Origin of the sequence: Micromonospora polyrhachis, from assembly GCF_014203835.1 — a bacterium.
GTDB classification, from domain to species: domain Bacteria; phylum Actinomycetota; class Actinomycetes; order Mycobacteriales; family Micromonosporaceae; genus Micromonospora_H; species Micromonospora_H polyrhachis.
The window spans coordinates 3,434,601-3,459,846 of record NZ_JACHJW010000001.1 but is presented as its reverse complement, the minus strand read 5'-3'; the positions used below and the strand labels follow the sequence as shown (position 1 = coordinate 3,459,846).

The following is a 25,246-nucleotide window of genomic DNA, read 5'->3' as shown; positions in this document are numbered from 1 at the left end:
CCCTAGGGGTGGGGTAGGCCCCACCAGCGATTGGCTGGTGAGCGGGATCGTTCCGAGCCGCCGAAATTCCTAGCGTCGTTGGCATGCCGAATGGGGAGGCTCGGATGGACCGGGACAGGGTGGTGGACGGACTGCGGGCGCTGGCGATCCTTGGTGTCGTCGGCGGGCACTGGCTGGTCGGGGCGCTGGTCGCCGACCAGACCGGGGCGCTGCGGATCGACAGCCCGATGCGCTATCTGTCCTGGCTGCAACCGTCGACCTGGATGTTGCAGATGCTCGGCATCTTCTTCCTCGTCGGCGGCTATTCGTGCGCCCGCAGTCTGACCCGGGCCCGGCAACGCGGCCAGTCGGATCGGGCCTGGATCGGCGTACGGATGCGCCGGTTGGGCACACCGGTGCTGGTCGGAATCGGCCTCATGGCCGTACTGCTGGCGGGGGCCGCGATCGGCGGGATGCCCAGCGGCACGCTACGTACCCTGGTGGTGCTCTTCTTCCAGCCACTCTGGTTCATCGGCGTCTACGCGGTGATCACCATGCTCACGCCGTACCTGATGCGGCTGGACCAGCGGTACGGCGTCCGCGCGGCGCTGGCCGGCGTCGGCGCGGTCGCGGTGGTGGATCTGGTGCGGTACGGCCCCGGCCAGGACCTGGTGCCCGGCTGGTTCGGCTACCTGACCACACTGCCCGCCTGGGGCTTCGCCTACCTGCTCGGCATCGCCTGGGCACACAACCGGCTTGGCCGGCGCGCGGCCTGGTCGATGCTGGCCGGCGGTGTCGCCCTGTTCGCGTTCCTGCTGATCGTGGCGCGCTATCCGATCAGCGTCGTGAGCGTGCCGGGCAGTGACCGGTCGAACTCCAACCCGCCGTCGCTGCTGGTGCCGGCGCTGGCGCTGGCCCAGATCGGGGCCGCACTGCTGCTGCGGGACCGGTTCGAGCGACTGCTGCGCCGCCCGACCCCGTGGGCGATCGTCACCGCGCTCAACGTGAGTGCGATGAGCATCTTCTGCTGGCACAACACCGCGCTGGTGGTGGTCGCCGAGGCCACCCGCCGGGTGGGTTCGTTCCCCGGGATGGGTGACGCGCCGACGAGTGGCAACTGGGTGTTGGCCCGGCTCGGCTGGTTCCCGGTGCTGGCCGCCACGCTGGCCGCCCTGGTCCTCGCGGTCCGCCGGTTCGAGCAGACCGGTAACCGGCAACCGGCAGTCGTCGGACGGCCTGTGGAGGTCGGCAACGGGGAGCTGCTAGCGGCCAACGTCGGGCGCCCGCTACCGGTCCGCGTCGGGAGTGGACCGGGCGTAGCGCGCGGCCAGGGTCCGCAGATGCGCGACGAGTTCCGGCGGCTCGGTGACGTCGAAGTCGAGGTCGAGCAGACCGAGGTGCACCGCGAGATTGTCCAACCGGTCCGCGCCGGTGTGTAGGACGCACGTGTGCTCGTCCACCGCCTCCACCACACCGACGGCAGGGTTGATCCGGCTGGTCACCACCTCAGCGGGGGCGTGCACGACGACCCGCGACCGGTATCGCCAGGCGGCGGCCGAAGCACCCCGGGCAACGTACGCGGCGGCCCCGCCCTCGGGCGGATCGCGGGGTGGAAAGCGCGGACCGGTGGGGGTGCGCGGTTGGATGCGGTCCACCCGGAAGGTACGCCAGTCCTCGCGGTCGACGTCCCAGGCGACGAGATACCAGCGGCGTCCCCAGGACACCAACCGGTACGGCTCGACGGCCCGGACCGCCGCCGACCCGTCGTGTGCGCGGTAGTCGAACCGGAGCCGGTCCCGGTCCCGGCAGGCCGACGCGAGCACGGTCAGCACGGCCGGGTCCACCACCGGGCCCGGCCGGTCCGCCGGCACCGGTTCGGTGTACGTCTGCACCGCGTTGACCCGGTGTCGGAGCCGTACGGGCAGCACCTGTTCGAGCTTGGCGAGCGCGCGTACCGAGGTTTCCTCGATGCCGGCGATGGTGCCACCGGCCGCCGTACGTAGCCCGACCGCCACCGCCACCGCCTCTTCGTCGTCGAGCAGCAGCGGCGGCATGGCGGTGCCGGCGCCCAGGCGGTAACCACCGTCGGTGCCCCGGGTCGCGTTCACCGGATAGCCGAGGTCGCGTAGCCGGTCGACGTCTCGGCGTACGGTCCGTTCGCTCACGTTCAGCCGCTCGGCGAGGGCGGCACCGGGCCAGTCCCGCCGGGCTTGCAACAACGACAGCAGGCGCAGCAGCCGCGCCGAGGTCTCCAACATGTTTTTCAGTCTGCCAGGACTTCAGGACAGAACCTGTCCGGAAGGGTCCGTAGTGTTCCTGCCATGAGCGCAAACACCGAGATCAAGCCGTTCCGCATCGACGTTCCGCAGGCCGACCTCGACGACCTGTACCGCCGGCTCGACGACACCCGCTGGCCGGACGAGATCCCCGGCGTCGGCTGGGACTACGGCGTTCCGGTGGGGTACGTCAAGAAGCTGGCCGACTACTGGCGCTCCGGGTACGACTGGCGGGCCTGGGAGGCGAAGCTCAACCAGTACCCGCAGTTCACCACCGAGATCGACGGACAGAACATCCACTTCCTGCACGTCCGCTCCACCCGTGAGGACGCCCTGCCGCTGATCCTCACGCACGGCTGGCCGGGCTCGATCGTGGAATACCTGAACGTCATCGAGCCGCTCACCAACCCGGCCGACGGGGAGCAGGCGTTCCACCTGGTGATCCCGTCCCTGCCCGGCTTCGGTTTCTCCGGCCCCACGAAGGAGCGGGGCTGGAACCGGTACCGCACCGCCAAGGCGTGGGCGGAGCTGATGCGTCGACTCGGCTACGACCGGTACGGCGCGGTCGGCAACGATGGTGGCTCGTTCGTCTCCCCCGAGGTGGGCCGGATCGACCCCGAGCACGTCGTCGGTGTGCACGTCACGCAGATCTACTCGTTCCCCTCCGGCGACCCGGCCGAATTCGAGAAGATCACCCCGGAGGAGCTGAAGGGGCTGGAAGTGCTCCAGTGGTTCAACGACAACAAGATGTCGTTCAACATCCTGCACTCGCAGCAGCCGCAGACCCTGTCGTACGCGATCTTCGACTCGCCGGCCGGGCTGCTCGGCTGGAACTCGCAGCTCTTCGGCGACGACGTCGACGCCGACTTCGTCCTGACCAACACGATGCTCTACTGGCTGACCGGCACCGCCACCTCGGCCACCCGGTTCTACTACGAGGACGCCAAGGCCGAGGCCCCGAAGGAGCCGACGACGGTCCCGCTCGGCCTGACGATGTTCGCCGGTGACTTCGTCTCCATGCGCACCTTCGCCGAGCGCGACCACAAGAACATCACGCACTGGAACTCGTACGACCAGGGCGGCCACTACGCCGCGCACCTCGCGCCGGACGCGCTCACCACCGACCTGCGTACCTTCTACGGCAAACTGCGCTGACCGATGTTGCTCCGGTGGAGCCGGACCCGCGATCGCGGGTCCGGCCTCACCGGCTGTTCAGTGTCTTTCCGCCAGTTCGACCGGCTTGCCGCGCCCGGTCCGATCGTCGACGACCTGGATCCGACTGACCTGCCGGCTGAAGTGCCGGGTGAACTGCCCACTGACCAGCAGCCAGATGCAGATCGCGGCCATCGGCACCGCCGCCAACAGGATCAGGCCGACCTCGTCGATCTTTCCGCCGCCGGCCAGCAGCATTCCGGTGAGCATCGCGAGGACCATGTTGTTTCCGGCATGCGCCAGACTCGGCACCCAGATGCTGTCACTGCGTAGCCGGAGCCAGGCCAGGATCATCTCCTGGCACAGGAACGAAACGGTCCAGGCCAACAACCCGAGCGGTACGTTGTCGAACTCGATGTAGCCAAGGAACGCCAGCGGATAGTGCCAGACCGCCCAGACCAGCCCGGTCACCGTCACCGACAGCAGAGGCCGATCCACGAATATGCGCAGCCGGAGATAGCTGGTCCAGCCGAACTCCTCGCCCCAGTAGAAGGGCGTGAGCAGGAGCACCCCCGCCATCAGCGCGAGCAGGGCGACCCAGCCGGGCAGACCCGGCACCAGGTCGTCCAGAGCGGACAGATCCCCGTCCCACAATCCGAGCACACCGGCCAGCCCGACCGTCGCCGCGACCAGCAACAGCGGGCCGAACCAGGCCAGCAGGTAGTAGGGCCAGCTCCGCCTCAGGCGCAGGGCGAGGCCGGCATCGCCGAACCCCTCCCGGGTGACCCAACGGCGTACGACCACCGCCGCGATGGCGGGCGCGAAGGCGAAGGGGAGCTGCACCAGCGCGTTGACCAACGACCAGTCGAAGACCATCCGGGCGACAAGCAGATAGGACCAGGCGCCGCCAAAGGAAATCGCCAGGAATACCAGGAGCCCCTTTTTCTGCGAGGTCACGGCTGTACCTCGTGGTTGAACTGATTCACCCGGCCAGGACACCAGTTGACCCGCCCCGCAGGCACTACCCGCAGTACCCGAACCGGGGGTATGGCTGGGCCTACCGTCATGGAACAGGCGCTACGGTCCTTGCCACGTCCGTCGAAGTAGGTATCCCAACATCGGTCTCGGCGCGGATGATCGACGCTGATCCGGTTGCCACGCTCGGATGATGCGATCGCGAATCCTGTTCGGCACCGGCCTACTGGTCTTCAGTACGGCGTTGGCAGCGCTGCTGTTCTCCGGACGTACCGAGATCCGCACCTCGGCCGATGCGGAGTCCCCGCCGACCGCGTTGGTCACCGCACTGCTGCCGATCGTGGTGGCGATGGTGCTGATCCGGCTGGTCCCGGCCCGGCTGCCGGTGCTGCCTCCGCTGACCGGGTCGGACCGGCCGGCGGTGGCTCGACAGGGCTGGGTGTTGACCGCGATCGCGGTCCTGTTCGCGCTGGTCGTACTCGTCGTCGATCTCGGCGACTGGTACGGCCTGGTGAAGGTGACAGTGCTGCTGGGCGGCTCGTGGCTGGCCTTACGAATCTGGCGGGCACCGTCGGCCGGTGCCGCCGCCCAACGCTCGGCAATGCCCCGCTGGGCATACTGGCTCGGGCCGATCCCCGCCGTCCTGGCCTGGGGATATCTGCTCTACTACAGCCCGCTCGCCGGTGACCGGGACATGTCCGACTACGAGCAGTACGACACCGGGTTCCTGATCACCGCCATGGTGCTGACCTTCCTGACGGCGAGCGTGGCCGAGGAGATCTTCTACCGGGTGCTGCTCCAGACCCGGCTGGAGGCGGTCCTGGGCCGGTGGCCGGCGATCATGGTCACCTCGCTGCTCTTCGCCGCCATGCACCTGTCCCGGATCGGCGACGGTCCACACTGGGTGGTGCTGGCCACGATCATTGTCTGGAACGGCGGGTTCGGGCTCCTCGTCGGCTATCTCTGGGCCCGGTACCGCAACGCCTGGGCACTGATCGTCGTACACGGCGCGGTCAACTCGCTGCCCCTGATCCCGGTCCTGCTCCACTGAACAGGTCAAACCCATCAGGTACGCGACATGGCCAGCCGGAACCGGGTCGGCGAGGTGCCGTACTGGTCGGTGAACGCCTGCCGCAGGGCTTCGGACGTACCGAATCCGCACCGCTTCGCGACCGCCGCCACCGGCAGCGTGGTGGTGCTGAGCAGTTGCGCGGCGGCGGCCACCCGGGTGGCCCGGACGAACTGGCCGGGCGTCTGCCCGATGTCGGCGACGAAGAGCCGGGTGAGGTGGCGGGCGCTCACCGAGAGCCGGCAGCCCAACGCCGTCGTGCGCAGGTCACCGGCCAGATTTCCGGTCACGTGGTCGACGGTGTCCCGGACCAGGCTGGTACGCGGAGCGGGCGCGGCGGTGAACATGCTCATCTGCGCCTGATTGCCCGGCCGCTGTAGATAGGTGACCAGGACGCGGGACACCCAACGCGCCAGTTCGGCCCCATGGTCCTCCTCGATCAACGCCAGCGTCAGGTCCAACGCACTGGTCACCCCGGCGGCGGTGGCGACCACCCCGTCCCGGATGAAGATCGGCGCGGAGTCGACGTCGACCTGCGGGTACTGCGCCGCGAGCCGGGCCGCATAGTGCCAGTGTGTGGTCGCCCGGCGACCGTCGAGCAGACCGGCAGCAGCGAGTACGGTCGCCCCGGTGCAGAGCGAGGCCACCCGTCGGCTCTCCCGCGCCAACCGGCGTACGTGTCCGACCAGGCGCTCGTCGGCTGCCGAGCACTCGTGGCCGGTACCACCGGAGACGACGAGGGTGTCGATCGGCCCCTTGACCCGCTCCAGCGTCTCCTGGGCAGCGAGGACCAGCCCGGAGTCGCAGGTGATCGGCCGTCCGCCCGGGGTCGCCAGCCGCACCTGGTACGGCGGATCGGCACCCAGCCGGTTCGCACCCGCAAAGGTCGACGTAACGCAGGCGATATCCAGCAGTTCGGCGGCGTCGTATCCGACAACCACCACCCGACGGTCAGCCATCGATCCAGGTTAGCCCCTCGGACAGGGTTCGCAGGTTTCCGGACACGACTGGGCGGCGTCGTGGGGTTTCGTACTTCCTGGATGGACCGTGAGTGGCATGACCACTACCGCCAATTCGGCTTCCCCTGGCAAGGCCATGTCCCGTCCCTGGCTGCGGCACCTGCTCGTCTCGATCGCCGCGATCGGCACCGTACTGCTCATCGGACTGCCGCCCTGGGGCGACAACCCGCCTATGGGCTGGATCTTCCTGTTCTTGGCGGGCGTCTACCTCGTCATGGCTCTGGTACGCCGGCAGTGGATCGGCCTACAACTCATCGGCGTCGCACTCTTCGGAGCGATCGCGGTAATCAGCGCGTACTGGCAGTCCGACGTGGCGATCTGGCTGGCGGGTGCGGCGTGGTTCCTGCACGGGGTGTGGGATCTCGTGCACTACCGGGCCAACCAGGTGGTCGCCCGCTGGTACTCGGAGTGGTGCACGATCGTTGACATGATCTTCGGCATCCTTATCCTCGGGTACGCGGTCATCCGGCTGGGCGGCTGACCGATCCGACCCACCACCGTCGAACCGACCCACCACCGTCGAACCGACCCACCGCACCGCTCCGGTCCACCCGGTCCACCCCGTCGACTCGGTCCGACGGGTGGCCGGGCGGTGGGCCGGCCACCCGGTCGCTACGGTGAGAGCGGCCCGCGACGACGCGGGTACCGGGCCGTACCACGTCTGACGGTCCGGACGACCAGTGCAGGAGGGCTCGTGCCACGGATCAGCGCCCCGACCGTCGCGCAGCACCGTGCCGCGCAGCGCCGGGCCCTGCTGGACGCCGCCCGGGCCGTCCTCGCCGAGAACGGCGACCAGCCCCCCGCGCTGGCCACCGTCGCCGCCCGGGCCGGTCTGGCCCGCTCCTCGGTCTACCAGTACTTCCGGTCCCGACAGGACCTGCTCGGAGCGCTGATCGAGGACGTTTTTCCCCGCTGGTCGAGCCGGGTCACCGAAGCGATGGGCGCGCTGACCGACCCGGGAGACCGGGTGCTCGCGTACGTGGACACGAACCTGGTCCTGGTCGCTGAGGGCGAACATGCGATCGCCCGAGCGTTGGCCGCCACCGCTCCCGGCGAAGAACTGGACCACAACAGTCGCGTCATGCACGAACAACTACTCACGCCCCTGGTCGGTGCCCTCACCGACCAGGGCGCGACCGATCCGGCCAGCACCGCAGAGATGATCAACGCGGTCGTCTACGCCGCATCCCGGATGATCGAGTCGGGCGCGGACGAGGCAGCCATGCGGGACCGCGCTCGGGAGTTGCTCGCCCCGTATCTGGGCCGGGAGGGTCACCCTGGAACGGCCAGCGACCGCCCCTGAGCCGGGTACGGAGCGACCGCTAATCCGACCCGGCGTTCCGGGCGGCCAGGTTCTGCCGCCACTGCTCCATGACCTGCCGGAATGCCTCACTCACGAGGAGCAGAAGTTCGGCGGAGGACTCGAAGCGGGCACCCGCCGGGGTGGTGGTCCCGAGAATCTCGGCTCCACGCTGCGATGCGGCCACCAGGGCCTCGTTCATCTTCAGCGAGGCAAGGAGAGACGGAAGCCAGACCTCATCGCCGATGGCATAGCGTTCGCGGCGTCCGCCGGGCGTTCGTTCCCGCTCGACCATTCCCTGCTGTTCGAGAAAGGCAACGGCGTGTGACACCGACGCCGGGCTGACTCGAAGACGCTGGACCAGGTCAGCAGCGGTGAGGCTGCCGGAGTCGGTGACGTACAGGCAGGCCAGCACCCGGGCCACCATCCGGGGCAGCCCCTGTTGCACGAGGAGATCGGTAAAGGACTCCGTGAAGTCCTCGACCGCCTGTGGATCGCGTCCATGGCCGCTGTCGGGCATCGATGACGGGGCAGCCGGAGCCTGCTTGTGTCGGCGGGCACGATGCCGGGTGGCCTCGTGCGCCCGGTCCGCCCGGTAGTCGTCGGGTCCGCCGTTCCGGGCGACCTCGCGCATGATGGTCGAGGCGGGGCGCTCCAGGCGTCGACCGATCTCTGCGTATCCGAGCCCCTCGGCCAGCCACACGCCGATGTGCTGTCGATCCTGGCTGGTCAGTCTGCCCCCGGGCATCGGCGCGTGACTCCTCTCTGTCGACCGGCGCGAAGCTTGTCCGCCCCGGCCCACTCTCCTGCACAGTATGCGTTCACTCGCATCTCATTGCAATATTCATCCGTCCCATCCATTGCATTCAGCGCCACGTCCATTGCAATGTCAAGCAAGAAACACCGTCCTACAAGCGAGGCCGTCCAGTTTTCATGTTGACGATTTCGTAAACGCAACGTACTGTCTCCGATGTTCAGCAATTCCCGAACGTTCGCGAGGTGCCGGCGCACCGTAGCGAGGATCCGATGACGCGCTCCTGCTCTCCATCGCCATGGAGGGCACGCGGGAACGGATCTCGCAGATCGAACACTGTGTGCAAGGAGAGACATGGAAACTGGCAACCGCAGCTTCTCCGAAACCGGGCTACGGAGGCTGCACGACGTGCTGGCCCGCCATGTCGAGTCGGGGAAGATCCCCGGGCTGGTCGCCCTGGTTGGTCGGGGCGAGGAGACCCACGTCGAAGCGATCGGCACGATGCGCCACGACGGTGGCCCGCCGATGCGCCGGGACACGATCTTCCGGATGGCCTCCACGTCCAAGCCGGTCGCGGTGGCGGCGGCGATGGTCCTGCTGGACGAGTGCCGGCTGCGGCTGGACGATCTGGTGGAGCAGTGGCTGCCCGAACTCGCCGACCGACGGGTGCTCAAGCGCATCGACGGCCCGCTGGACGACACGGTGCCGGCACGGCGGCCGATCACCGTGCGGGACCTGCTGACCGCCACATTCGGGCTCGGCATGGACATGGCGTCGCTGGGCACCCCGATCATGAACGCGATCTTCGAGCAGGGACTCACGCCCAATCTGCCCGAGCCGACGCCCGAACCGGATGAGTGGATGCGCCGCCTCGGCACGCTTCCGCTGATGCACCAGCCCGGAGAACACTGGCACTACCAGATCAGCGACGATCTGATCGGCGTGCTCGTGGCCAGGGTCACCGGCCAGTCGTTCGAGACGTTCCTGCGCGAACGCATCTTCGACCCGCTGGGCATGACCGACACCGGTTTCCACGTACCCGCCGACGAGATCCATCGACTGCCGCCCCTCTACGCCCCCCATCCGCAGACCGGAGAGTTCCTCGTCTGGGACGAGGCCGAGGGGGGACGCCACAGCAAGCCTCCGGCGTTCCAGGGCGGCGGGGGTGGACTGACCTCCACCGTCGACGACTACCACGCCTACTTCCGGATGCTGCTCAACCACGGTATGCACGGAACCGAACGAATCCTGTCCCGGCCTGCGGTCGAGCTGATGACCACCAACCGCCTCACGCCCGAGCAGAACGCCGCCCGCAACGCGATGGCCACCAACAACGTCCACGTGTCGCATGGCCAGGGGCAACACGGCGGCTGGGGCTTCGGAATGGCGGTACGCACCTATCGCGGTGACTACGCCTCCATCGGCCAGTTCGGCTGGGACGGCGGCAGCGGCACCTCGACCTACGCCGACCCGGACAAGCAGCTCACCGGACTCCTGCTCACCCAGGTCGGGATGTCCACTCCGGATTCGGCGCGGCTCATCCACGACTTCTGGACCACGCTCTACCAGGCGCTCGACGACTGACACCGAGCCGGCCGGCGCCAGTACGAGTGTGCTGACCGCGACCGGGGCATGCAAAGTCCCCCGGGGCCCGGCAGGAGCCCGTTACGCCATCCGTCCGTTCAGCTATATCTGCCCCGCCAGTACGGGCATGCCGGGCCCCGCCGCATTCGGCGGGCCCGGCCGGTAGGTGCGTCCCCAAGCGGCTGCGCATCCGCCCGCCGGCGTCGGGCCGGACACCTCGCGGAGGGTTCCATGCCCGCCTCGACGGCACCCCTGAACCCGGTTGCACCACCCTGAGCTGCACCAACTGGCGTGAACCCGGGGGTAGACAGTTTATTGCCGGCACGTTACGGTCTCCACATTCTATGGAATCCAGAATGTAGAACCGGAGTGAGAGGCGGAGGCGATGGTGATGGCAACCTCCCGCGCGGCGATCGTCACCGGCCCCGGCGGACCGGTGGAGATCCGTGACTACCCGGTACCCACCCCCGGCCCCGGCGAAGCGGTGATCCGGGTCGAGCTGTGTGGCATCTGCGGCACCGACGCCCACGTCTTCCACGGCCGCCTACCGAGCATCACCTTCCCGGCCCTACTGGGGCACGAGATCGTCGGCACCATCACCGCCCTCGGTCCCGGTCTGGACCGGGACTTCGCCGGCCAGCCAGTCACGATCGGTGACCGGATCGGGGTGTTCCCGGCGACGAGCTGCGGCACCTGCTACGAGTGCGTGGTGCTGCGCCGCCCCGGCCAGTGCCGACAAAAACCCCAATCGTACGGATTCAAGTCACCTGTCGAAGTCGGACCGTCACTCACCGGCGGATTCGCCGAATACCTACATCTCGCCAACCCCGGGACGGTCTTCTACCGGACCGAACTCCCGCCCGAGGTCGCGATCCTGGCCGAACCGATGTCGGTGGCCCTGCACGGACTCCACCGGGCCGGCATCGGGCTCGGCTCGACCGTGGTGGTGCAGGGCGTCGGTGCCATCGGCCTGATGGTCGTCGCCGCCGCCCGCGCCGCCGGGGCCGCCCGAGTAGTCGCCGTGGACGGCAACGCCAGCCGACTCGCCCTCGCGGCGGAGCTGGGTGCCGACGCGGTGGTCGACATCAGTCCCCTCGACCCCGGCGCACCCCGACACGCGGCCGTACGCGACGCGCTCGGCGGAACCGGGGCGACCGCTGTCGTCGGATGCAGTGGTTCCCCAGCCGGGTTCGCCGAGGCGATCGGCTACGTCGCCGACGGGGGCACCCTCGCCGAGCTGGGCAACTTCACCGACCGGGGGACGACGGCGTTCAACCCGTACACCGACCTGCTCAAGCGGGACATCACCATCGCCGGTGTCTACGGTGCCGGTCCCGACATGCAGGCGCGTTACCTGCGCGCCCTGGAGATCCTCGGACGGGGCGCCCTGCCCTTCGCCCGGGTGGTCTCGCACCGCGTCCCGCTGCGGGACGTGGAGCTGGCACTGCGATCACTCAGTACGGGCTATCAGCTGAACGGAAGCGATGTCGTGAAGATCGCCATCGACCCGTCCCGGTAGACGACGGCCCGGGCAACACCCATCCCCCAGTGAAAACCATTCCCTTGAGAGGGGTTACCTGTGCGTAGCCTTCCCCGCGCCACGCGCGGCACGACCCGCAGAGCGGTTCTGGCGGGCGGCCTGGCCGCCACCGTCGCTCTGTCCCTGGCCGCCTGCGGCTCCGGCGACGACGGTGAGGTCACCGGCGGCGGTGTGGGTACCGCCGAGAAGCCGGTCTCCATCCGAATGATCGCCAATGACGCGTTCGCGCGGCAGTGGCAGGAGCAGATGGTCCCGGAGTTCAACAAGCTCTACCCGCACATCAAGGTCACCATCGACGGCGTGCCCTACGGCGACCTGCTCGCCAAGGAGATGCTGGAGCTGACCGCGCCGGACCCGACGTACGACATCGTCATCGCCGACGACCCGTGGATCCCGCAGCTGGCGAAGACCGGTGGCCTGGCGGACCTCAAGGGTGACCTGGGCAAGTACACCAAGTCCGACTACGACTGGGACGACTTCAACACCGGGCCGCTGGCCGCCGGGGAATGGAAGGGCAAGCAGTACGGCGTACCGCTGCGCTCCAACGTGCTGCTGATGTTCTACAACAAGACGCTCTACTCGAAGGCCGGCCTGGCGGCACCGACCCCGGAGCTGACCTGGCAGCAGTACCTGGAGCAGGCTCCGAAGCTGGTGCGGGACACCAACGGCGACGGTAAGCCCGACGCCTGGGCGGTCGGCACCTACTGGACCAAGGACCCGCTGACCCCGACGATCTGGCAGACCATCCTCAACAGCAACGGCGGCCAACTCCTCGACGAGAACAACAAGCCGACGTTCAACACCCCCGAGGGCGTCGCCGCCCTGCAGACCCACATCGACCTGCTCAAGTACGCCCCGCCCGGTGCGGCCACCTACCAGTTCAACGAGCCGCTGGAGGCGTTCCGGCAGGGCAAGACGGCCACCATGTTCATGTGGGGCAGCGTCTACAAGGGCACCGCGATCGACCCGAAGACCACCACCCTCAAGCCGGAGGAGGTCGGCATCCAGGTGATGCCGGTCGGTACGGCCAGCGCGGGCGCGCACCGGGGCATGTGGACCGGCGCCGTGGCGAAGAAGAGCAAGCAGGCCGAGGCGGCCTGGACGCTGCTCCAGTGGCTCTCCTCCAAGGAGGGCGAGAAGTGGCACGCCAACACCCTGGGCGTCTTCCCGGCCCGTAAGTCGACCCTCTCCTCCACCCCGGAGCAGGCCTGGCTGACCCCGGTCTTCAAGGCCATCGCCGACGGCTACGTCGCCATCGACAAGGGCAAGATGTGGCGTCCGAAGCTCCCCGAGTCCGACGCCATCCAGCAGATCCTGGCGACCCAGCACAGCCTGGCGGTCTCCGGGCAGGTGACCGCGGCGCAGGCGTTGAAGAACGCCGAGGACGAGGTCAACAAGTTGCTGAAGTCCAAGGGCTACTGAGCGCGGAGCATCAGGTGTCTACCAAGACTGAGACGGAGGCGGTGGGGAGCGCGGTCGCGCCCCCCACCGCCCCGGCGGACATGTCCCCTCGGCGTCGGCCGCTCGGCGACCGCCTGAAGGACATCGGCGGACGGTGGCTGTTCCTCGCCCCCGCGCTGATCATCCTGGTGGCGGTGCTGGCCTACCCGCTCTTCTACACGATCCAGATCAGCTTCGCTGAGCTGGACCTGTCGACCTTCACCCCGGCCAAGAACGTGGGGTGGCTCAACTACCGGACCGTGCTTGAGGATCCCGGGTTCCTCAACTCACTGAAGGTCACCGGCGTCTACCTGGCGCTGGCACTGCCGTTGCAGATGATCCTGGGCTTCGGCATCGCCTTCCTGCTCAACGCCGAGTGGCGGGGTCGGGGCGTACTGCGGGCGCTCTTCCTGATCCCGATGGTGGTCGTCCCGGTGGTCGCCGGTGGCGTGTGGAAGATGCTGCTCGACCCGATGTGGGGTTTCGTCAACTACCTGCTCGGTCTGGTCGGCATCGATCCGATCAACTGGCTGGCCGACCCCACCCTGGCGATGGTGAGCCTGGTGCTCATCGACACCTGGCGGTGGACGCCGTTCGTCGTACTGATCGCCTCCGCCGGCATCATGTCGCTGCCCGGTGACGTGTTCGAGGCGGCCAAGGTCGACGGCGCTGGCTGGTTCGCCACCCTGCGCAAGGTCACCCTGCCGCTGCTCGCGCCGGTCATCCTCGCCGCGTTCATCGTGCGCTGGCTCGGCGCGGTGAAGATGTTCGACATCGCGCTCGCCGCCACCAAGGGCGGGCCGGGCCAGGCAACCGACGTGGTCAACCTCTACATCTACGAGAAGGCGTTCCGGGGTCTGGAGTTCGGCACGGCATCGTCGATGGCGACCCTGGTGCTCGCCATCACCATGCTGCTGACCTTCCTGTTCCTGCGTCTCAACCGTTTTCTGGAGAAGCGATGGTGACCACGACGGCGGCGGCACCCGCCACTCGCGGCCGGTCCCGGCACGGCCGGCTCGGACGCGGACTACGGATCGGCGGCTCGATCGCCGCGACGCTGGTGTTCCTGTTCCCAGTGCTGTGGATGATCAGCACCTCGCTGAAGCTGCCCCGGGACATCTTCGCCAGTCCGCCGCGCTGGCTCAGCACCGTCACCTGGGAGAACTACACCAGCTACTTCACGCAGGCCGACATCGGCCCGCGAATGGTCAACACGATCATCGTCGCGCTCGGGTCGGGTCTGTTGTCGATCGTCGCCGGGGCGATGGCCGGATACGCGCTGGCCCGGTTGCCGATCCGGGGCAGCGGCCTGATCGGTGGGCTGATCCTCGCCTCGCGAGGTGTGCCGCCGATCGCCCTGGCCGTACCGATGTTCCTGGTCGCCCGCCGGTTCAACCTCACCGACCAGCACATCACGCTGATCCTCGCGTACTGCACGTTCCTGATCCCGTACGTGATGTGGCTGATGCGCTCGTTCTTCATGGCTCTGCCGAAGGAGTTGGAGGAGTCGGCGATGCTGGACGGCGCCTCCCGGCTCGGCGCGTTCTTCCGGATCATCGTGCCCTGCACGCTGCCTGGGCTGATCTCGACGCTGATCTTCAGCATCATCCTGGCCTGGGAGGAACTGCTCTTCGCGCTGGTCCTGACCAACCGGAACGCGGCGACGATCCCGGTGGCCATCGCCGGAATGGCCGCCGACACCGAGCAGGGCGCGATGTGGGGACCGCTGACCGCGGTCGGCACGCTGACCGTCATCCCGGTGGTGGTGTTCGCGCTGTTCGTGCAGAAGTGGCTGATCAAGGGCTTGGCGGAGGGCGCGACCAAGGGCTGACGCCCAAGGTCGACCCCCAGAAGGTGGCGGGAAGCATGAAGATTCGGGACGTCCGTGCCTCGCTGATCGAGATCCCCTACCCCCGGCCGTTCGTACCGTCCTGGGCACCGGAGGGTGCCCACCGGACGATGGCGGCGGTGGTCGTCGAGGTGGAGACCGATTCCGGCGTGGTCGGGGTGTCCGGCGGCGACATGGGGCACGGCTCGGGTCCGCTGCTGCTCGCCACGATCCGGGACGTGATCCGGCCGTTGCTGGTCGGTCACGACCTGTTCGCCACCGAACACATCGCCAACCGGCTGCGCTACGTCGCGCAGTACTTCTTCCCCCGCCCGTGGGTGGTCGGTGTCGCGGTCTGGGACGCGGTCGGCAAGGTCTGCGATCGGCCGCTCTACCAACTGTGGGGCGGGACCGCCGACGAGGTGCCGGCGTACGCCAGCTTCGGCGAGGTACGCGACCCCGCGCAACGGGTCGACGACGCGTTGGCGGTGGTGGCAGCCGGTTTCCGGGGCATCAAACTGCGTGTCCACTCGGCAACGGTGGCCGAGGATCTGCGCCAGGTCGCCGCCGTCCGGGAGGCGGTCGGCCCGGATGTCATGCTCGCGGTCGACGCCAACCAGGCGGCCTCCCGGTGGCGGTACGCCCCGGACGGCAGCCGGCTGATGTGGTCGTACGAGCGGGCCCTGACCACCGCCCGGGAGCTGTCCGATCTGGACGTGGCCTGGTTGGAGGAGCCGCTGCCCCGGCACGACTACGGCGCGCAACGCCGGTTGACCGCCGAGTCGCCGATCCCGATCGCCGGTGGCGAACACAACCGGGGCTTCGCCGAACTGGTCCGACTGCTGGAAGATGATTGCTTCGATATCTACCAGCCCGACGCCAACGAGAGCGAGGAGATCCATGCCCTGCGGCAGTTCGGCACCATGGTCGCCGCGCGGCACCGGCGGATCATTCCGCACGCGTGGGCGACCGGGCTGGGCGTCGCCGGCAATCTCCAGCTCTGCGCATCCCTGCCGTCCTGCGAATGGCTGGAGTACCCGTACGACCCACCGGTCATCGTGCCGGAGGTCTTCCAGGTGATGCTGGCCGAGCCGCTGCTGCCCGACCCGGCCACCGGTGTCGTACGGCTGCCGACCGCGCCCGGCCTCGGCGTCACGTTGGACCGGGCGGCGATCGACCAGCTGACCGTGCAGCGAGTGTGAGGGGAAACCGGTGACCACCGATACCTTCCAGATGAAGTCCGACATCGCCATCAGCCATATAAAGCGGCTGATCATGTCGGGTGAGGCACCTCCGGGCAGCCGGATCGTCGCCCGGGTCGTCTCCGAGGCGCTGGGCATCAGCGAGACCCCGGTCCGGGAGGCGATCAAGTCGTTGGTCGCCGACGAGTGGCTGGTGCTGCGCCCGCACGTCGGCGCGGTGGTGGCCAGTGTCGGGCTGGACAACATCCAGGAGATATACGGCATCCGGGGAGCGCTGGGCGGTCTCGCCATCGAGTTGGGCGGCTCGTCGTACTCGCCGGAACGGATCGCCGAGATCGACGCGGTGCTGCGCGAGTGCGAGCCGGTGGTGGCCGACCGGGACGTCGACGCGTTCTCCAAGCTCAACCGGCGGTTCCACGCACTGCTCTCGGACACGCCACAGACGACAGTGATCAACCGGATGCTGACCTCGCTCTGGTCCCGCACCGAGGGGGCCAAGTACGGCTTCCGCTTCGTGCCGTGGCGACTGCCCGAATCGCACGCCGAGCATGTCGCGATCCGCAACGCGATCGTGGCCCAGGACTACACCCTCGCTGCGCAACTCGTCCGGGAGCACGAACAGGCCGGAATGGACGCCCTGCTGCAAGGCATGCAGAACCAGACCGAACCGCGGCCGGCTGGCCGCCGACCAGAGACCGAACCGCGGCCGACCGGCCGCCGACCAGAGACCGAACCGCGGCCGACCGGCCGCCGACCAGAGACCGAACCGCGGCCGACCGGCCGCCGACCAGAGACCGAACCGCGGCCGGCTGGTCGCCGACAGGAGACTGTATATGAGTGACGTGGGACGGGCCTACATCGACGGCGAGTGGTGCGAGCCGGCCGGCGGCGCGGTGTTCGAGGTACGGGAGCCGGCCACCGGTGCCGTCATCGGCACGGTGGTCGACGCCGGGGCGGCCGAGGCGAAGGCCGCGGTCGAGGCGGCGACCCGGGCGCTGACCGAGTGGCGGGCGCTCCCGGCCCACCTGCGGGCCGAGAAGCTGCGTGCGGTCGGCGCGGTGCTCAGCCGCCGGGCCGACGAGATCGCCGAGACGATGACCCGGGAGCAGGGCAAGCCGCTGGCCGAGGCGCGCGCCGAGGTGCTCTCCGGTGCCGAGCACATGCTCTGGTCGGCGGAGGAGACCCGCCGGCTGTACGGCGAGACGATCCCCTCCACTTCGGCCACATCCCGGATCTGGCTGCTGCCCGAGCCGGTGGGCGTGGTCGCCGCGATCACCCCGTGGAACTTCCCGCTCTCCATGGTGACCCGGAAGATCGGCCCGGCGCTGGCCGCCGGCTGCACGGTGGTGCTCAAGCCCTCCGAGCTGACCCCGTTCTCCGCGCTGGCCGTGGCCGAGGCGTGCGCCGAGGCCGGTCTGCCCGCGGGTGTGGTGAACATCGTGCCGACCACCCGGCCGGCCGAGGTCACCGAGGTCTTCATGGCCTCGCCCGAGGTTCGCAAGGTGTCCTTCACCGGGTCCACCCGGGTCGGCAAGCTGCTGATCGCGGCGAGCGCGCCGGACGTGAAGCGGATGTCGGTCGAGCTGGGCGGGCACGCTCCGGTGCTGGTCTTCGCCGACGCCGACCTGGAAAAGGCGGCGGCGGGCGTGGCCCGGGCTAAGTTCTACAACGCCGGGCAGGCCTGCACCTCGCCGAACCGGATCTACGTCCACGCCTCGGTGGCCGAGGAGTTCGGCCGGCTGCTGGCCGAGCGTACGGCGGCGCTGCCGGTGGGCAACGGGCTGACCGAGGGCACCCGGATCGGGCCACTGATCAACGTGGCGGCGGTGGACAAGGTCGCCGCGCACGTGGCGGACGCCCTGGACCGGGGTGCGAAGGTGCTGACCGGTGGGAACTTGCCCAGCGGTGAGTCGTACACCGGGGGCAGTTTCCACACCCCGACGGTGCTCGCCGGGGTGACCGACGAGATGGTGATCAGCAACGACGAGACCTTCGGTCCGGTGGCGCCGCTGCTCACCTTCGAGTCCGACGAGGAGGCGCTGACCCGCGCCAACGACACGTCGTACGGCCTGGCCTCCTACCTGTGGAGCCGGGATCTGTCCCGGGTGATGCGTTCGGCCGAGGCGCTGCGCTTCGGCATGGTCTCGGTCAACGGCGGCAACTTCGCCGCGCCGCAGGGCCCGTTCGGCGGGATCAAGGGCAGCGGGTACGGCCGCGAGGGCGGCCACCACGGCGTCGAGCACTACCTCGACTACAAGTACCTGGCGGTGGAACTCGATGGATAAGCAACTCGCCGACGATCATCTGACGCACGAACGGGAGATCACCAGCCGGGTGGACCTGTGCCTGCCCAATGGCCGGCTGAATCCGGAGGCGGTGGGCTGGACCCGCCAGCCGTTGCACCGGGCCAACCTGCGCGGCTGGGGCCGGAACAAGCGGTTCGAGTACTGGTGTGTGACCACCCCGACCCACCTGGTCGCGGTGAACATCTCGCACGCCGACTACCGGGTCACCTATGCCGCGTTCTTCCTGGACTTCGCCACGGATCAGGAGATCCAGGTCGCCGAGCGGCAGGTACTGCCACTCGGCGCACCGATGCCGACGATCTCGGGCGAGGGTGGGGTACGTGCCCGGGGCCGGCAGATCGCGCTCGGCTTCGACGAGACGCCGTCGGGCACCCGGTTGCGTGCCCGGTCGGAGCGGCTCTCGGTCGACCTGCTGGTGGACCGGCCCGATGGGCACGAGTCGCTGGGTGTGGTGGTGCCGTGGGACGACCGGACGTTCCAGTACACCCGCAAGGACAACTGTCTGCGGGCGCAGGGCCGGGTGGTGGCCGACGGGCAGGCGTACGAGTTCGACCCGGACACCGCGTACGCGACGTTGGACCACGGGCGTGGCCGGTGGCCGTACTCGATCGTCTGGAACTGGGGTGCGGCCAGTGGCCGGTGCCACGGTCGGGAGATCGGGTTGCAGATCGGTGGCAAGTGGACGGTTGGCACCGGGATGACGGAGAACGCCATCCGGGTGGACGGTCGGCTCCACAAGATCGGTGACGAGCTGACCTGGTACTACGACAGCCACGACTGGCTGGCCCCGTGGCGGATGGTGGGCAAGCGGGTGGACCTGACCTTCACCCCGTTCCACGACCGGGCCGCGTACAGCAGTTGGCTGGTGGTGGAGAGCGCCGAGCACCAGGTCTTCGGGCACTACTCGGGGCACGTGGTGACCGACGAGGGCGAGCGGATCCCGGTCGACGGGCTGCTCGGCTGGGCCGAGGAGGTCCGGCGCCGATGGTGACGCCGAGCTTTACCGGCAGACAGATTCTATATTCTGCGGAAAGGACCTGGACGTGGACAGCGGAATGATCGACGCCGCTCGGCGGCCCGCGACGCTGGCGGCACTGGAAGAAGGAACCTACGACCTGCTCGTCGTCGGCGGCGGCATCACCGGCACCGGTGCGGCCCTGGACGCGGCGTCCCGGGGCCTGCGCGTCGCCCTGGTCGAGGCCGGTGACCTCGGCGGCGGCACCTCCAGCCGGTCCAGCCGGCTGCTGCACGGCGGCGTGCGCTACCTCGAACAACTCGAATTCGGGCTGGTCCGCGAGGCGCTACGGGAACGCGGCCTGCTCGGCGGGCGACTCGCCCCGCACCTGGTCCGCCGACTGCCGTTCGTCCTGCCACTGACCCACCGGGTGTGGGAACGCGCCTACATCGGGGCTGGACTCAGCCTCTACGACGGCATGGGGCAGCTCCCCTCCGGCAAGGCCGAACGGGTCTTCCGCATCCACCGGCACCTCAGCCGACGCGGCCTCTCCCGGGTCATGCCCGCCCTGCGCGCCGAGCTGACCACCGGCGCGCTCGAATACGACGACGGCCAGGTCGACGACGCCCGACTCACCCTCGCCGTCGCCCGTACCGCCGCCCGGGAAGGGGCGGTCATCGCCACCCGGGTCCGCGCCGTCGGCTACACCTCCGGTCCGGACGGAGCCCAGGTCACCGTCCGCGACGAGCTGACCGGTGCCGAGAGCACCATCCAGGCCCGGCAGGTCCTCGCCGCCTCCGGCGTCTGGACCGACGAGGTGCAGCGGCTCGTCGGCCGGGAGGTGCTGCGGGTACGCGCCTCCAAGGGCGTACACCTGGTGGTGCCGAAGTCGGCGCTGCGGGTCGACCGGGCGGTGATCACCCGTACCGACCGCAGCGTGCTCTTCATCATCCCGGTCGGCTCGACCGTGCTGGTCGGCACCACCGACACGCCGTACTCGGGTGACCTGCGGGACGTCGCCGCCGACGGGGACGACATCACCTTCCTGCTCAACCAGGTCAACCGGTGGCTGCGCCGGCCGCTGGAACGCGCCGACGTCGTCGGCGTCTACGCCGGGCTCCGCCCGCTGGTCGACAAGGCCGGCACCGCCGACACCGCCAAGCTCAGCCGGGAACACGTGGTGGCCAACATCGACAGCCGGTGCCTGGCCATCGCCGGTGGCAAACTCACCACGTACCGGGTGATGGCCAAGGACGCGGTCGACGCGGTGGTGGACCGGCTCGGCGGCGGCTACCCGCCGTCCTGCACCGATCGGCTGCCGCTGGTCGGAGCCGACGGGTTCCAGGCCCTCTGGAACCGGCGCGGGCTCCTCGCCCGCGAGCACAACCTGACCGCCGGCACCATCGACGACCTGCTGCGCCGGCACGGTACGGCGGTCACCGACGTGCTCGCCGGGGCCAACGAGACGGGCCTGCGCCCGGTCGCCGGAGCCGGCGGGCTGCTGCGGGCCGAGGTCACCCACGCGGTACGCCACGAGGGCGCGCTCGCCGTCGAGGACGTGCTGCTGCGGCGCAGCCACGCCGGCCTGGAAACGGTCGACGGGGCGGCCGACGCCGCCGACGAGGTGGCCACGCTGATGGCCGAGGCGCTGGGCCAGGACCACGACTGGATCGAGCGGGAGGCCGCCCGGTACCGGCGGGTCACCGGCTCCAACCGGGCCGCGCTGGTCGGGGTGGCCTGATGGCCGTACTCGCCATCGACGCCGGCACCACCGGGGTCACCGCAGTCGTCATCGACCCGGACGGCACGGTGGTGGCCCGGGGATACCAGGAGTTCCCGCAACTCTTCCCCCGGCCCGGCTGGGTCGAGCACGACCCGGAGAGCATCTGGGACGCGGTACGGGCGGCGAGTGCTTCGGCGCTCGCCACTGCCCCGACCACCCCGACCTGCGTCGGGATCACCAACCAGCGGGAGACCGTGGTCCTCTGGGACCGGCAGACGCTGGCCGCACCCCGGCCGGCGATCGTGTGGCAGGACCGGCGCTCGGCGCAACTGTGCGAGCGGCTGCGCGCCGACGGGCACGAATCGCTGATCACCGCCCGGACCGGGCTACGGCTCGACCCGTACTTCTCGGCCACCAAGCTCGCCTGGTTGGCCGCCGAGGAGCCGGCCACCTGGGCCGACGTACGGGCCGGTCGGACCGCGATCGGTACGGTCGACAGCTACCTCGCCGCCCGGCTCACCGGTGGCCGGGTACACGTCACCGACCCGTCCAACGCCTCCCGCACCCTCCTCTTCGACCTAGCCCAGGGGGACTGGTCGGACGAGCTGTGTGCGCTGTTCGACGTACCCCGGTCGGCATTGCCGGAGATCGTCGCCACCAACGCGGTGATCGGCCGGACCGACCCGGACGCGTTCCTCGGGTTGGACCTGCCGGTGGCGGCGCTCGTCGGCGACCAGCAGTCCGCCCTGTTCGGGCAGACCTGCTTCACCGTCGGCAGTTCCAAGTGCACCTACGGCACCGGCTCGTTCGTGCTGGTCAACACCGGTACGGCCATCGCGGACCCGGACTTCGGGCTGGTCGCCACGGTCGGCTGGCAGCTCGACGGCCAGCCCACCACGTACGCCCTGGAAGGGTCGATCTTCGTCACCGGGGCGGCCGTGCAGTGGCTGCGTGACGGGCTCGGCGTGATCCCATCCGCCGCCGAGATCGAGCCGCTCGCCGCCAGCGTGCCCGACTCGGGCGGGCTGGTCTTCGTACCGGCCCTGACCGGGCTCGGCGCACCCGACTGGGACCCGTACGCCCGGGGGGCGATGTTCGGTCTCACCCGGGGCACCACCCGGGCGCACGTCGCCCGGGCCACCCTGGACGCGATCGCCTTCCAGGTGCGGGACGTGACCGACGCGATGGCCCGATGCACCGGGCATCCGCTGACCGGGCTCACCGTCGACGGCGGGGCCGCCGTCAACAACCTGCTCTGCCAGTTGCAGGCCGACCAGCTCGGTCTGCCGGTACGCCGGCCCACCATCACCGAGACCACGGCGCTCGGCGCGGCCTACCTGGCTGGCCTGGCCACCGGGGTCTGGGGCAGCACCGACGAGATCACCAAGCGCTGGCACCTGGACCGGGAGTTCACCGCCGGGGCGGGTGCCGATGGCCGCGACGAGGCACACCAGCGCTGGCGACGAGCCGTCGCCGCCGTCCGAGAGTGGTCAGCGTGAGCGAGCGTAGCGAGCGAATCAGCCAGCTCAGTGTCAAGGCTCATGACGACGCCGAGCGAAGCGAGGCGGTGGCATGAGCGAGCGTAGCGAGCGAATCAGCCAGCTCAGTGTCAAGGCTCATGACGACGCCGAGCGAAGCGAGGCGGTGGCATGAGCGCGTTAAATGGCGTGCTGGTGGCCGACTTCAGTCGGGTGCTGGCCGGGCCGTACGCCACCATGCTCCTGGCCGACCTCGGCGCGGACGTGGTCAAGGTAGAGCGGCCCGGCAAGGGCGACGACACCCGATCCTGGGGTCCGCCGTACGACGCCGACGGCACCGCCACCTACTACCTGGCGGTCAACCGCAACAAGCGGTCGATCACGCTGGACCTGACCAGTCCGGATGATCTCGCTGCCGCCCGCGAGCTGGCCTACCGGGCGGACGTGATCGTGCAGAACTTCCGCCCCGGCACGATGGAACGGTACGGCCTCGGCTACGCCGACATCGCCGCCGTCAACCCGGGCGCGGTCTACTGTTCGGTCACCGGCTTCGGCTCCGGGGCGGGTGCCGATCGACCCGGGTACGACCTGCTCGTGCAGGCCGTCGGCGGGCTGATGAGTGTCACCGGGGCGCAGCCGGGCGAGCCGGTCAAGGCCGGGGTCGCCGTGGTCGACGTGATCACCGGACTGCACGCCACGATCGGCATCCTGGCCGCACTGCGGCACCGGGACGCCACCGGCGAGGGGCAGCACGTCGAGGTCAGCCTGCTCTCCTCACTGCTGTCCGCCCTGGTCAACCAGGCATCCGGGTACGTCGCGGCGGGCGTGGTGCCGGGCATCCTGGGCAACGCGCATCCGAGCGTGGTGCCGTACCAGTTGCTGCCCACCGCCGACCGGCCGCTGGCCGTGGCGGTCGGCACCGACGCGCAGTTCGCCGCGCTCTGCGGCGTACTCGATGTTCCGGCGCTCGCCGTAGACCCGCGCTATCTGACCAACGCCGACCGGGTCCGGCATCGCGAGCCGCTGATCGCCACCCTGCGTGAGCGGACGGCGCTGCGCCCCGCCGACGAGTTGGCTGCCGCGCTCAGCGCGGTCGGCGTACCGTGTGGACCGGTGAACGACCTGGCGGGGGCCTTCGACCTCGCCACCGAGCTGGGCCTGTCTCCGGTGGTGGAGATCGACGGGCCGGACCGGACCCTGCCGGCCCGGCAGGTGGCGAACCCGATCACCCTGTCCAGCACGCCGGCCGGCTACCACCGCCCGCCGCCCCGGCTCGGCGAGCACACCACCGACGTACTCGACTGGCTCGCCGCCACCCGGCGAACCGTGCCGACATCGCGAGCCGCCGCCCCCGCAGCGCAAGCCACCCCTTCAGCGCAAGCCGCCCCTTCAGCGCAAGCCACCCCTTCCTCCATGGAGAGCACCTGATGACCGACCCGTTGGAACTCGCCGCGATCGACAGCCTCTTCACCGAGGAGGAACGCGACATCCGGGACACCGTACGCAAGTTCGCCGCCGAACAGATCCGGCCGCACATCGCCGAGTGGTTCGCCGCCGGTGAGCTGCCCGCCCGGGAACTGGCCCGGGAGTGCGGCAAGCTCGGCCTGCTCGGCATGCACCTGGAGGGCTATGGCTGCGCCGGTACCGGTGCGGTCGCCTACGGGCTGGCCTGCTTCGAGCTGGAATCGGCCGACTCCGGCGTACGCAGCCTGGTGTCGGTGCAGGGCTCGCTGGCCATGTACGCCATCCGCACCTTCGGTAGCGAGGAGCAGCGTCAGCGGTGGCTCCCCGCCATGGCGGCCGGGGAGGCGATCGGCTGCTTCGGACTGACCGAGCCGGACGCGGGTTCCGACCCGGGCGCGATGCGGACCTCGGCCCGCCGCGACGGCGGCGACTGGATCCTCAACGGCGAGAAGATGTGGATCACCAACGCGGCGATCGCCGACGTGGCCGTGGTGTGGGCCCGTACCGACGAGGGCATCCGGGGCTTCGTCGTGCCGATGGACACCCCCGGGGTGAGCACCCTGCCGGTCGGGCACAAGCTGTCGCTGCGCGCCTCGGTCACCTCGGCCCTGGTGTTGCAGGACGTACGCCTGCCCGGCGACGCCATCATGCCGGAGGCGATCGGGCTACGTGCCCCGCTGAAGTGCCTCGGTGAGGCCCGGCTCGGCATCGTCTTCGGCTCGCTCGGTGCCGGCTACGACTGCCTGCGCGCCGCGATCGACTACGCCGGCAGCCGCGAGGCGTTCGGTAAGCCGATCTCCGGCTTCCAGCTCACCCAGGAGAAGCTGACCGAGATGACCCGGGGCCTGGTCAACGGCATGCTGCTGGCCGTCCACGTCGGACGGCTGCGGGAGGCCGGGAAGGCGACCCCGGCCCAGGTCAGCCTGGCCAAGCTGAACAACTGTGAGACCGCGATCAGCATCGCCCGTACCGCCCGGACGATCCTCGGCGCGAACGGCGTAACCCTCGAATACCCGGTGCTGCGGCACGCCAACAACCTGGAGGCGGTCATCACCTACGAGGGCACCAGCGAGGTGCACAAGCTGGTCGTCGGCCAGGCGCTGACCGGCCAGGCCGCCTTCCGCTGACCGACCGCGTTGCCACCTGTCGGTGAGTCGTTCACTGGAACACCACGTACGTCAACGAAAGCGAATGACGTACCT

Annotated in this window: 21 protein-coding genes and 1 pseudogene; 18 read left to right on the top strand and 4 right to left on the bottom strand. The window is 69.6% G+C overall.

Going from position 1 to position 25,246, the window contains the following annotated elements:
- Positions 1–83: 83 nt before the first annotated feature.
- Positions 84–1,148 (top strand): annotated as a pseudogene (locus tag FHR38_RS32220) (acyltransferase family protein); the annotation flags it as partial.
- A 117-nt stretch (positions 1,149–1,265) separates the two neighbouring features.
- Here the strand turns inward: FHR38_RS32220 and FHR38_RS15030 are convergent.
- Complete coding sequence (locus tag FHR38_RS15030; protein WP_184535261.1) at positions 1,266–2,237, bottom strand: helix-turn-helix transcriptional regulator; 972 nt, start codon at positions 2,235–2,237, stop codon at positions 1,266–1,268.
- A gap of 63 nt (positions 2,238–2,300) precedes the next feature.
- On the opposite strand from FHR38_RS15030, the gene FHR38_RS15025 reads away from it, so the two are divergent.
- Positions 2,301–3,410: an epoxide hydrolase family protein gene (locus FHR38_RS15025; RefSeq protein ID WP_184535260.1), complete on the top strand. Its 1,110-nt coding sequence runs from the start codon at positions 2,301–2,303 to the stop codon at positions 3,408–3,410.
- A gap of 57 nt (positions 3,411–3,467) precedes the next feature.
- Here the strand turns inward: FHR38_RS15025 and FHR38_RS15020 are convergent, their stop codons facing one another.
- Positions 3,468–4,364: a CPBP family intramembrane glutamic endopeptidase gene (locus FHR38_RS15020; protein WP_312882154.1), complete on the bottom strand. Its 897-nt coding sequence runs from the start codon at positions 4,362–4,364 to the stop codon at positions 3,468–3,470.
- A 211-nt stretch (positions 4,365–4,575) separates the two neighbouring features.
- Here FHR38_RS15020 and FHR38_RS15015 point away from each other — a divergent pair, with 211 nt between their 5' ends.
- On the top strand, positions 4,576–5,433 hold the full coding sequence (locus FHR38_RS15015; RefSeq protein WP_184535259.1) for a CPBP family intramembrane glutamic endopeptidase: 858 nt from the start codon (positions 4,576–4,578) through the stop codon (positions 5,431–5,433).
- Positions 5,434–5,447: 14 nt separating this feature from the next.
- On the opposite strand, the gene FHR38_RS15010 is transcribed toward FHR38_RS15015, so the two are convergent.
- On the bottom strand, positions 5,448–6,410 hold the full coding sequence (locus FHR38_RS15010) for a GlxA family transcriptional regulator (protein ID WP_184535258.1): 963 nt from the start codon (positions 6,408–6,410) through the stop codon (positions 5,448–5,450).
- A gap of 97 nt (positions 6,411–6,507) precedes the next feature.
- Between FHR38_RS15010 and FHR38_RS15005 the strand changes: the two genes are divergently transcribed.
- A complete protein-coding gene (locus FHR38_RS15005; RefSeq protein ID WP_184535257.1) occupies positions 6,508–6,951 on the top strand; it encodes a hypothetical protein in 444 nt (147 codons plus the stop codon).
- Between the two features lie 213 nt (positions 6,952–7,164).
- Positions 7,165–7,773: a TetR/AcrR family transcriptional regulator gene (locus FHR38_RS15000; RefSeq protein ID WP_184535256.1), complete on the top strand. Its 609-nt coding sequence runs from the start codon at positions 7,165–7,167 to the stop codon at positions 7,771–7,773.
- A gap of 19 nt (positions 7,774–7,792) precedes the next feature.
- Here the strand turns inward: FHR38_RS15000 and FHR38_RS14995 are convergent, their stop codons facing one another.
- Complete coding sequence (locus FHR38_RS14995; protein WP_184535255.1) at positions 7,793–8,518, bottom strand: GbsR/MarR family transcriptional regulator; 726 nt, start codon at positions 8,516–8,518, stop codon at positions 7,793–7,795.
- A gap of 360 nt (positions 8,519–8,878) precedes the next feature.
- Here FHR38_RS14995 and FHR38_RS14990 point away from each other — a divergent pair, with 360 nt between their 5' ends.
- From FHR38_RS14990 to FHR38_RS14930, 13 genes are all read left to right on the top strand, one after another.
- Entirely contained in the window at positions 8,879–10,108 is a 1,230-nt protein-coding gene (locus FHR38_RS14990; protein ID WP_184535254.1) for a serine hydrolase domain-containing protein, read from the top strand.
- 391 nt (positions 10,109–10,499) lie between these two features.
- Positions 10,500–11,627 carry a zinc-dependent alcohol dehydrogenase gene (locus tag FHR38_RS14985; protein WP_184535253.1) on the top strand — a complete coding sequence of 376 codons (1,128 nt, stop codon included), beginning with the start codon at positions 10,500–10,502 and terminating at the stop codon, positions 11,625–11,627.
- Between the two features lie 60 nt (positions 11,628–11,687).
- Entirely contained in the window at positions 11,688–13,070 is a 1,383-nt protein-coding gene (locus FHR38_RS14980) for an ABC transporter substrate-binding protein (protein ID WP_221449030.1), read from the top strand.
- Between the two features lie 14 nt (positions 13,071–13,084).
- Positions 13,085–14,053: a carbohydrate ABC transporter permease gene (locus tag FHR38_RS14975; RefSeq protein WP_221449029.1), complete on the top strand. Its 969-nt coding sequence runs from the start codon at positions 13,085–13,087 to the stop codon at positions 14,051–14,053.
- Complete coding sequence (locus tag FHR38_RS14970) at positions 14,047–14,919, top strand: carbohydrate ABC transporter permease (RefSeq protein WP_184535252.1); 873 nt, start codon at positions 14,047–14,049, stop codon at positions 14,917–14,919. Before FHR38_RS14975 ends, FHR38_RS14970 begins: the two co-directional genes overlap by 7 nt.
- 35 nt (positions 14,920–14,954) lie before the next feature.
- On the top strand, positions 14,955–16,118 hold the full coding sequence (locus FHR38_RS14965; RefSeq protein ID WP_184535251.1) for a mandelate racemase/muconate lactonizing enzyme family protein: 1,164 nt from the start codon (positions 14,955–14,957) through the stop codon (positions 16,116–16,118).
- A gap of 10 nt (positions 16,119–16,128) precedes the next feature.
- Entirely contained in the window at positions 16,129–16,959 is an 831-nt protein-coding gene (locus FHR38_RS14960; RefSeq protein ID WP_184535250.1) for a GntR family transcriptional regulator, read from the top strand.
- On the top strand, positions 16,952–18,403 hold the full coding sequence (locus tag FHR38_RS14955; RefSeq protein WP_184535249.1) for an NAD-dependent succinate-semialdehyde dehydrogenase: 1,452 nt from the start codon (positions 16,952–16,954) through the stop codon (positions 18,401–18,403). Before FHR38_RS14960 ends, FHR38_RS14955 begins: the two co-directional genes overlap by 8 nt.
- On the top strand, positions 18,396–19,415 hold the full coding sequence (locus tag FHR38_RS14950; RefSeq protein WP_184535248.1) for a DUF2804 domain-containing protein: 1,020 nt from the start codon (positions 18,396–18,398) through the stop codon (positions 19,413–19,415). The genes FHR38_RS14955 and FHR38_RS14950 overlap by 8 nt, the downstream gene beginning before the upstream one ends.
- A gap of 52 nt (positions 19,416–19,467) precedes the next feature.
- A complete protein-coding gene (locus FHR38_RS14945) occupies positions 19,468–21,120 on the top strand; it encodes a glycerol-3-phosphate dehydrogenase/oxidase (RefSeq protein ID WP_184535247.1) in 1,653 nt (550 codons plus the stop codon).
- Positions 21,120–22,601: a glycerol kinase GlpK gene (glpK, locus tag FHR38_RS14940; protein WP_184535246.1), complete on the top strand. Its 1,482-nt coding sequence runs from the start codon at positions 21,120–21,122 to the stop codon at positions 22,599–22,601. Before FHR38_RS14945 ends, glpK begins: the two co-directional genes overlap by 1 nt.
- Positions 22,602–22,751: 150 nt before the next feature.
- Entirely contained in the window at positions 22,752–24,008 is a 1,257-nt protein-coding gene (locus FHR38_RS14935) for a CaiB/BaiF CoA transferase family protein (protein WP_184535245.1), read from the top strand.
- Positions 24,008–25,171, top strand: coding sequence for an acyl-CoA dehydrogenase family protein (locus FHR38_RS14930; RefSeq protein WP_184535244.1), 1,164 nt, complete (start codon positions 24,008–24,010; stop codon positions 25,169–25,171). The genes FHR38_RS14935 and FHR38_RS14930 overlap by 1 nt, the downstream gene beginning before the upstream one ends.
- The last annotated feature ends 75 nt before the right edge of the window (positions 25,172–25,246 follow it).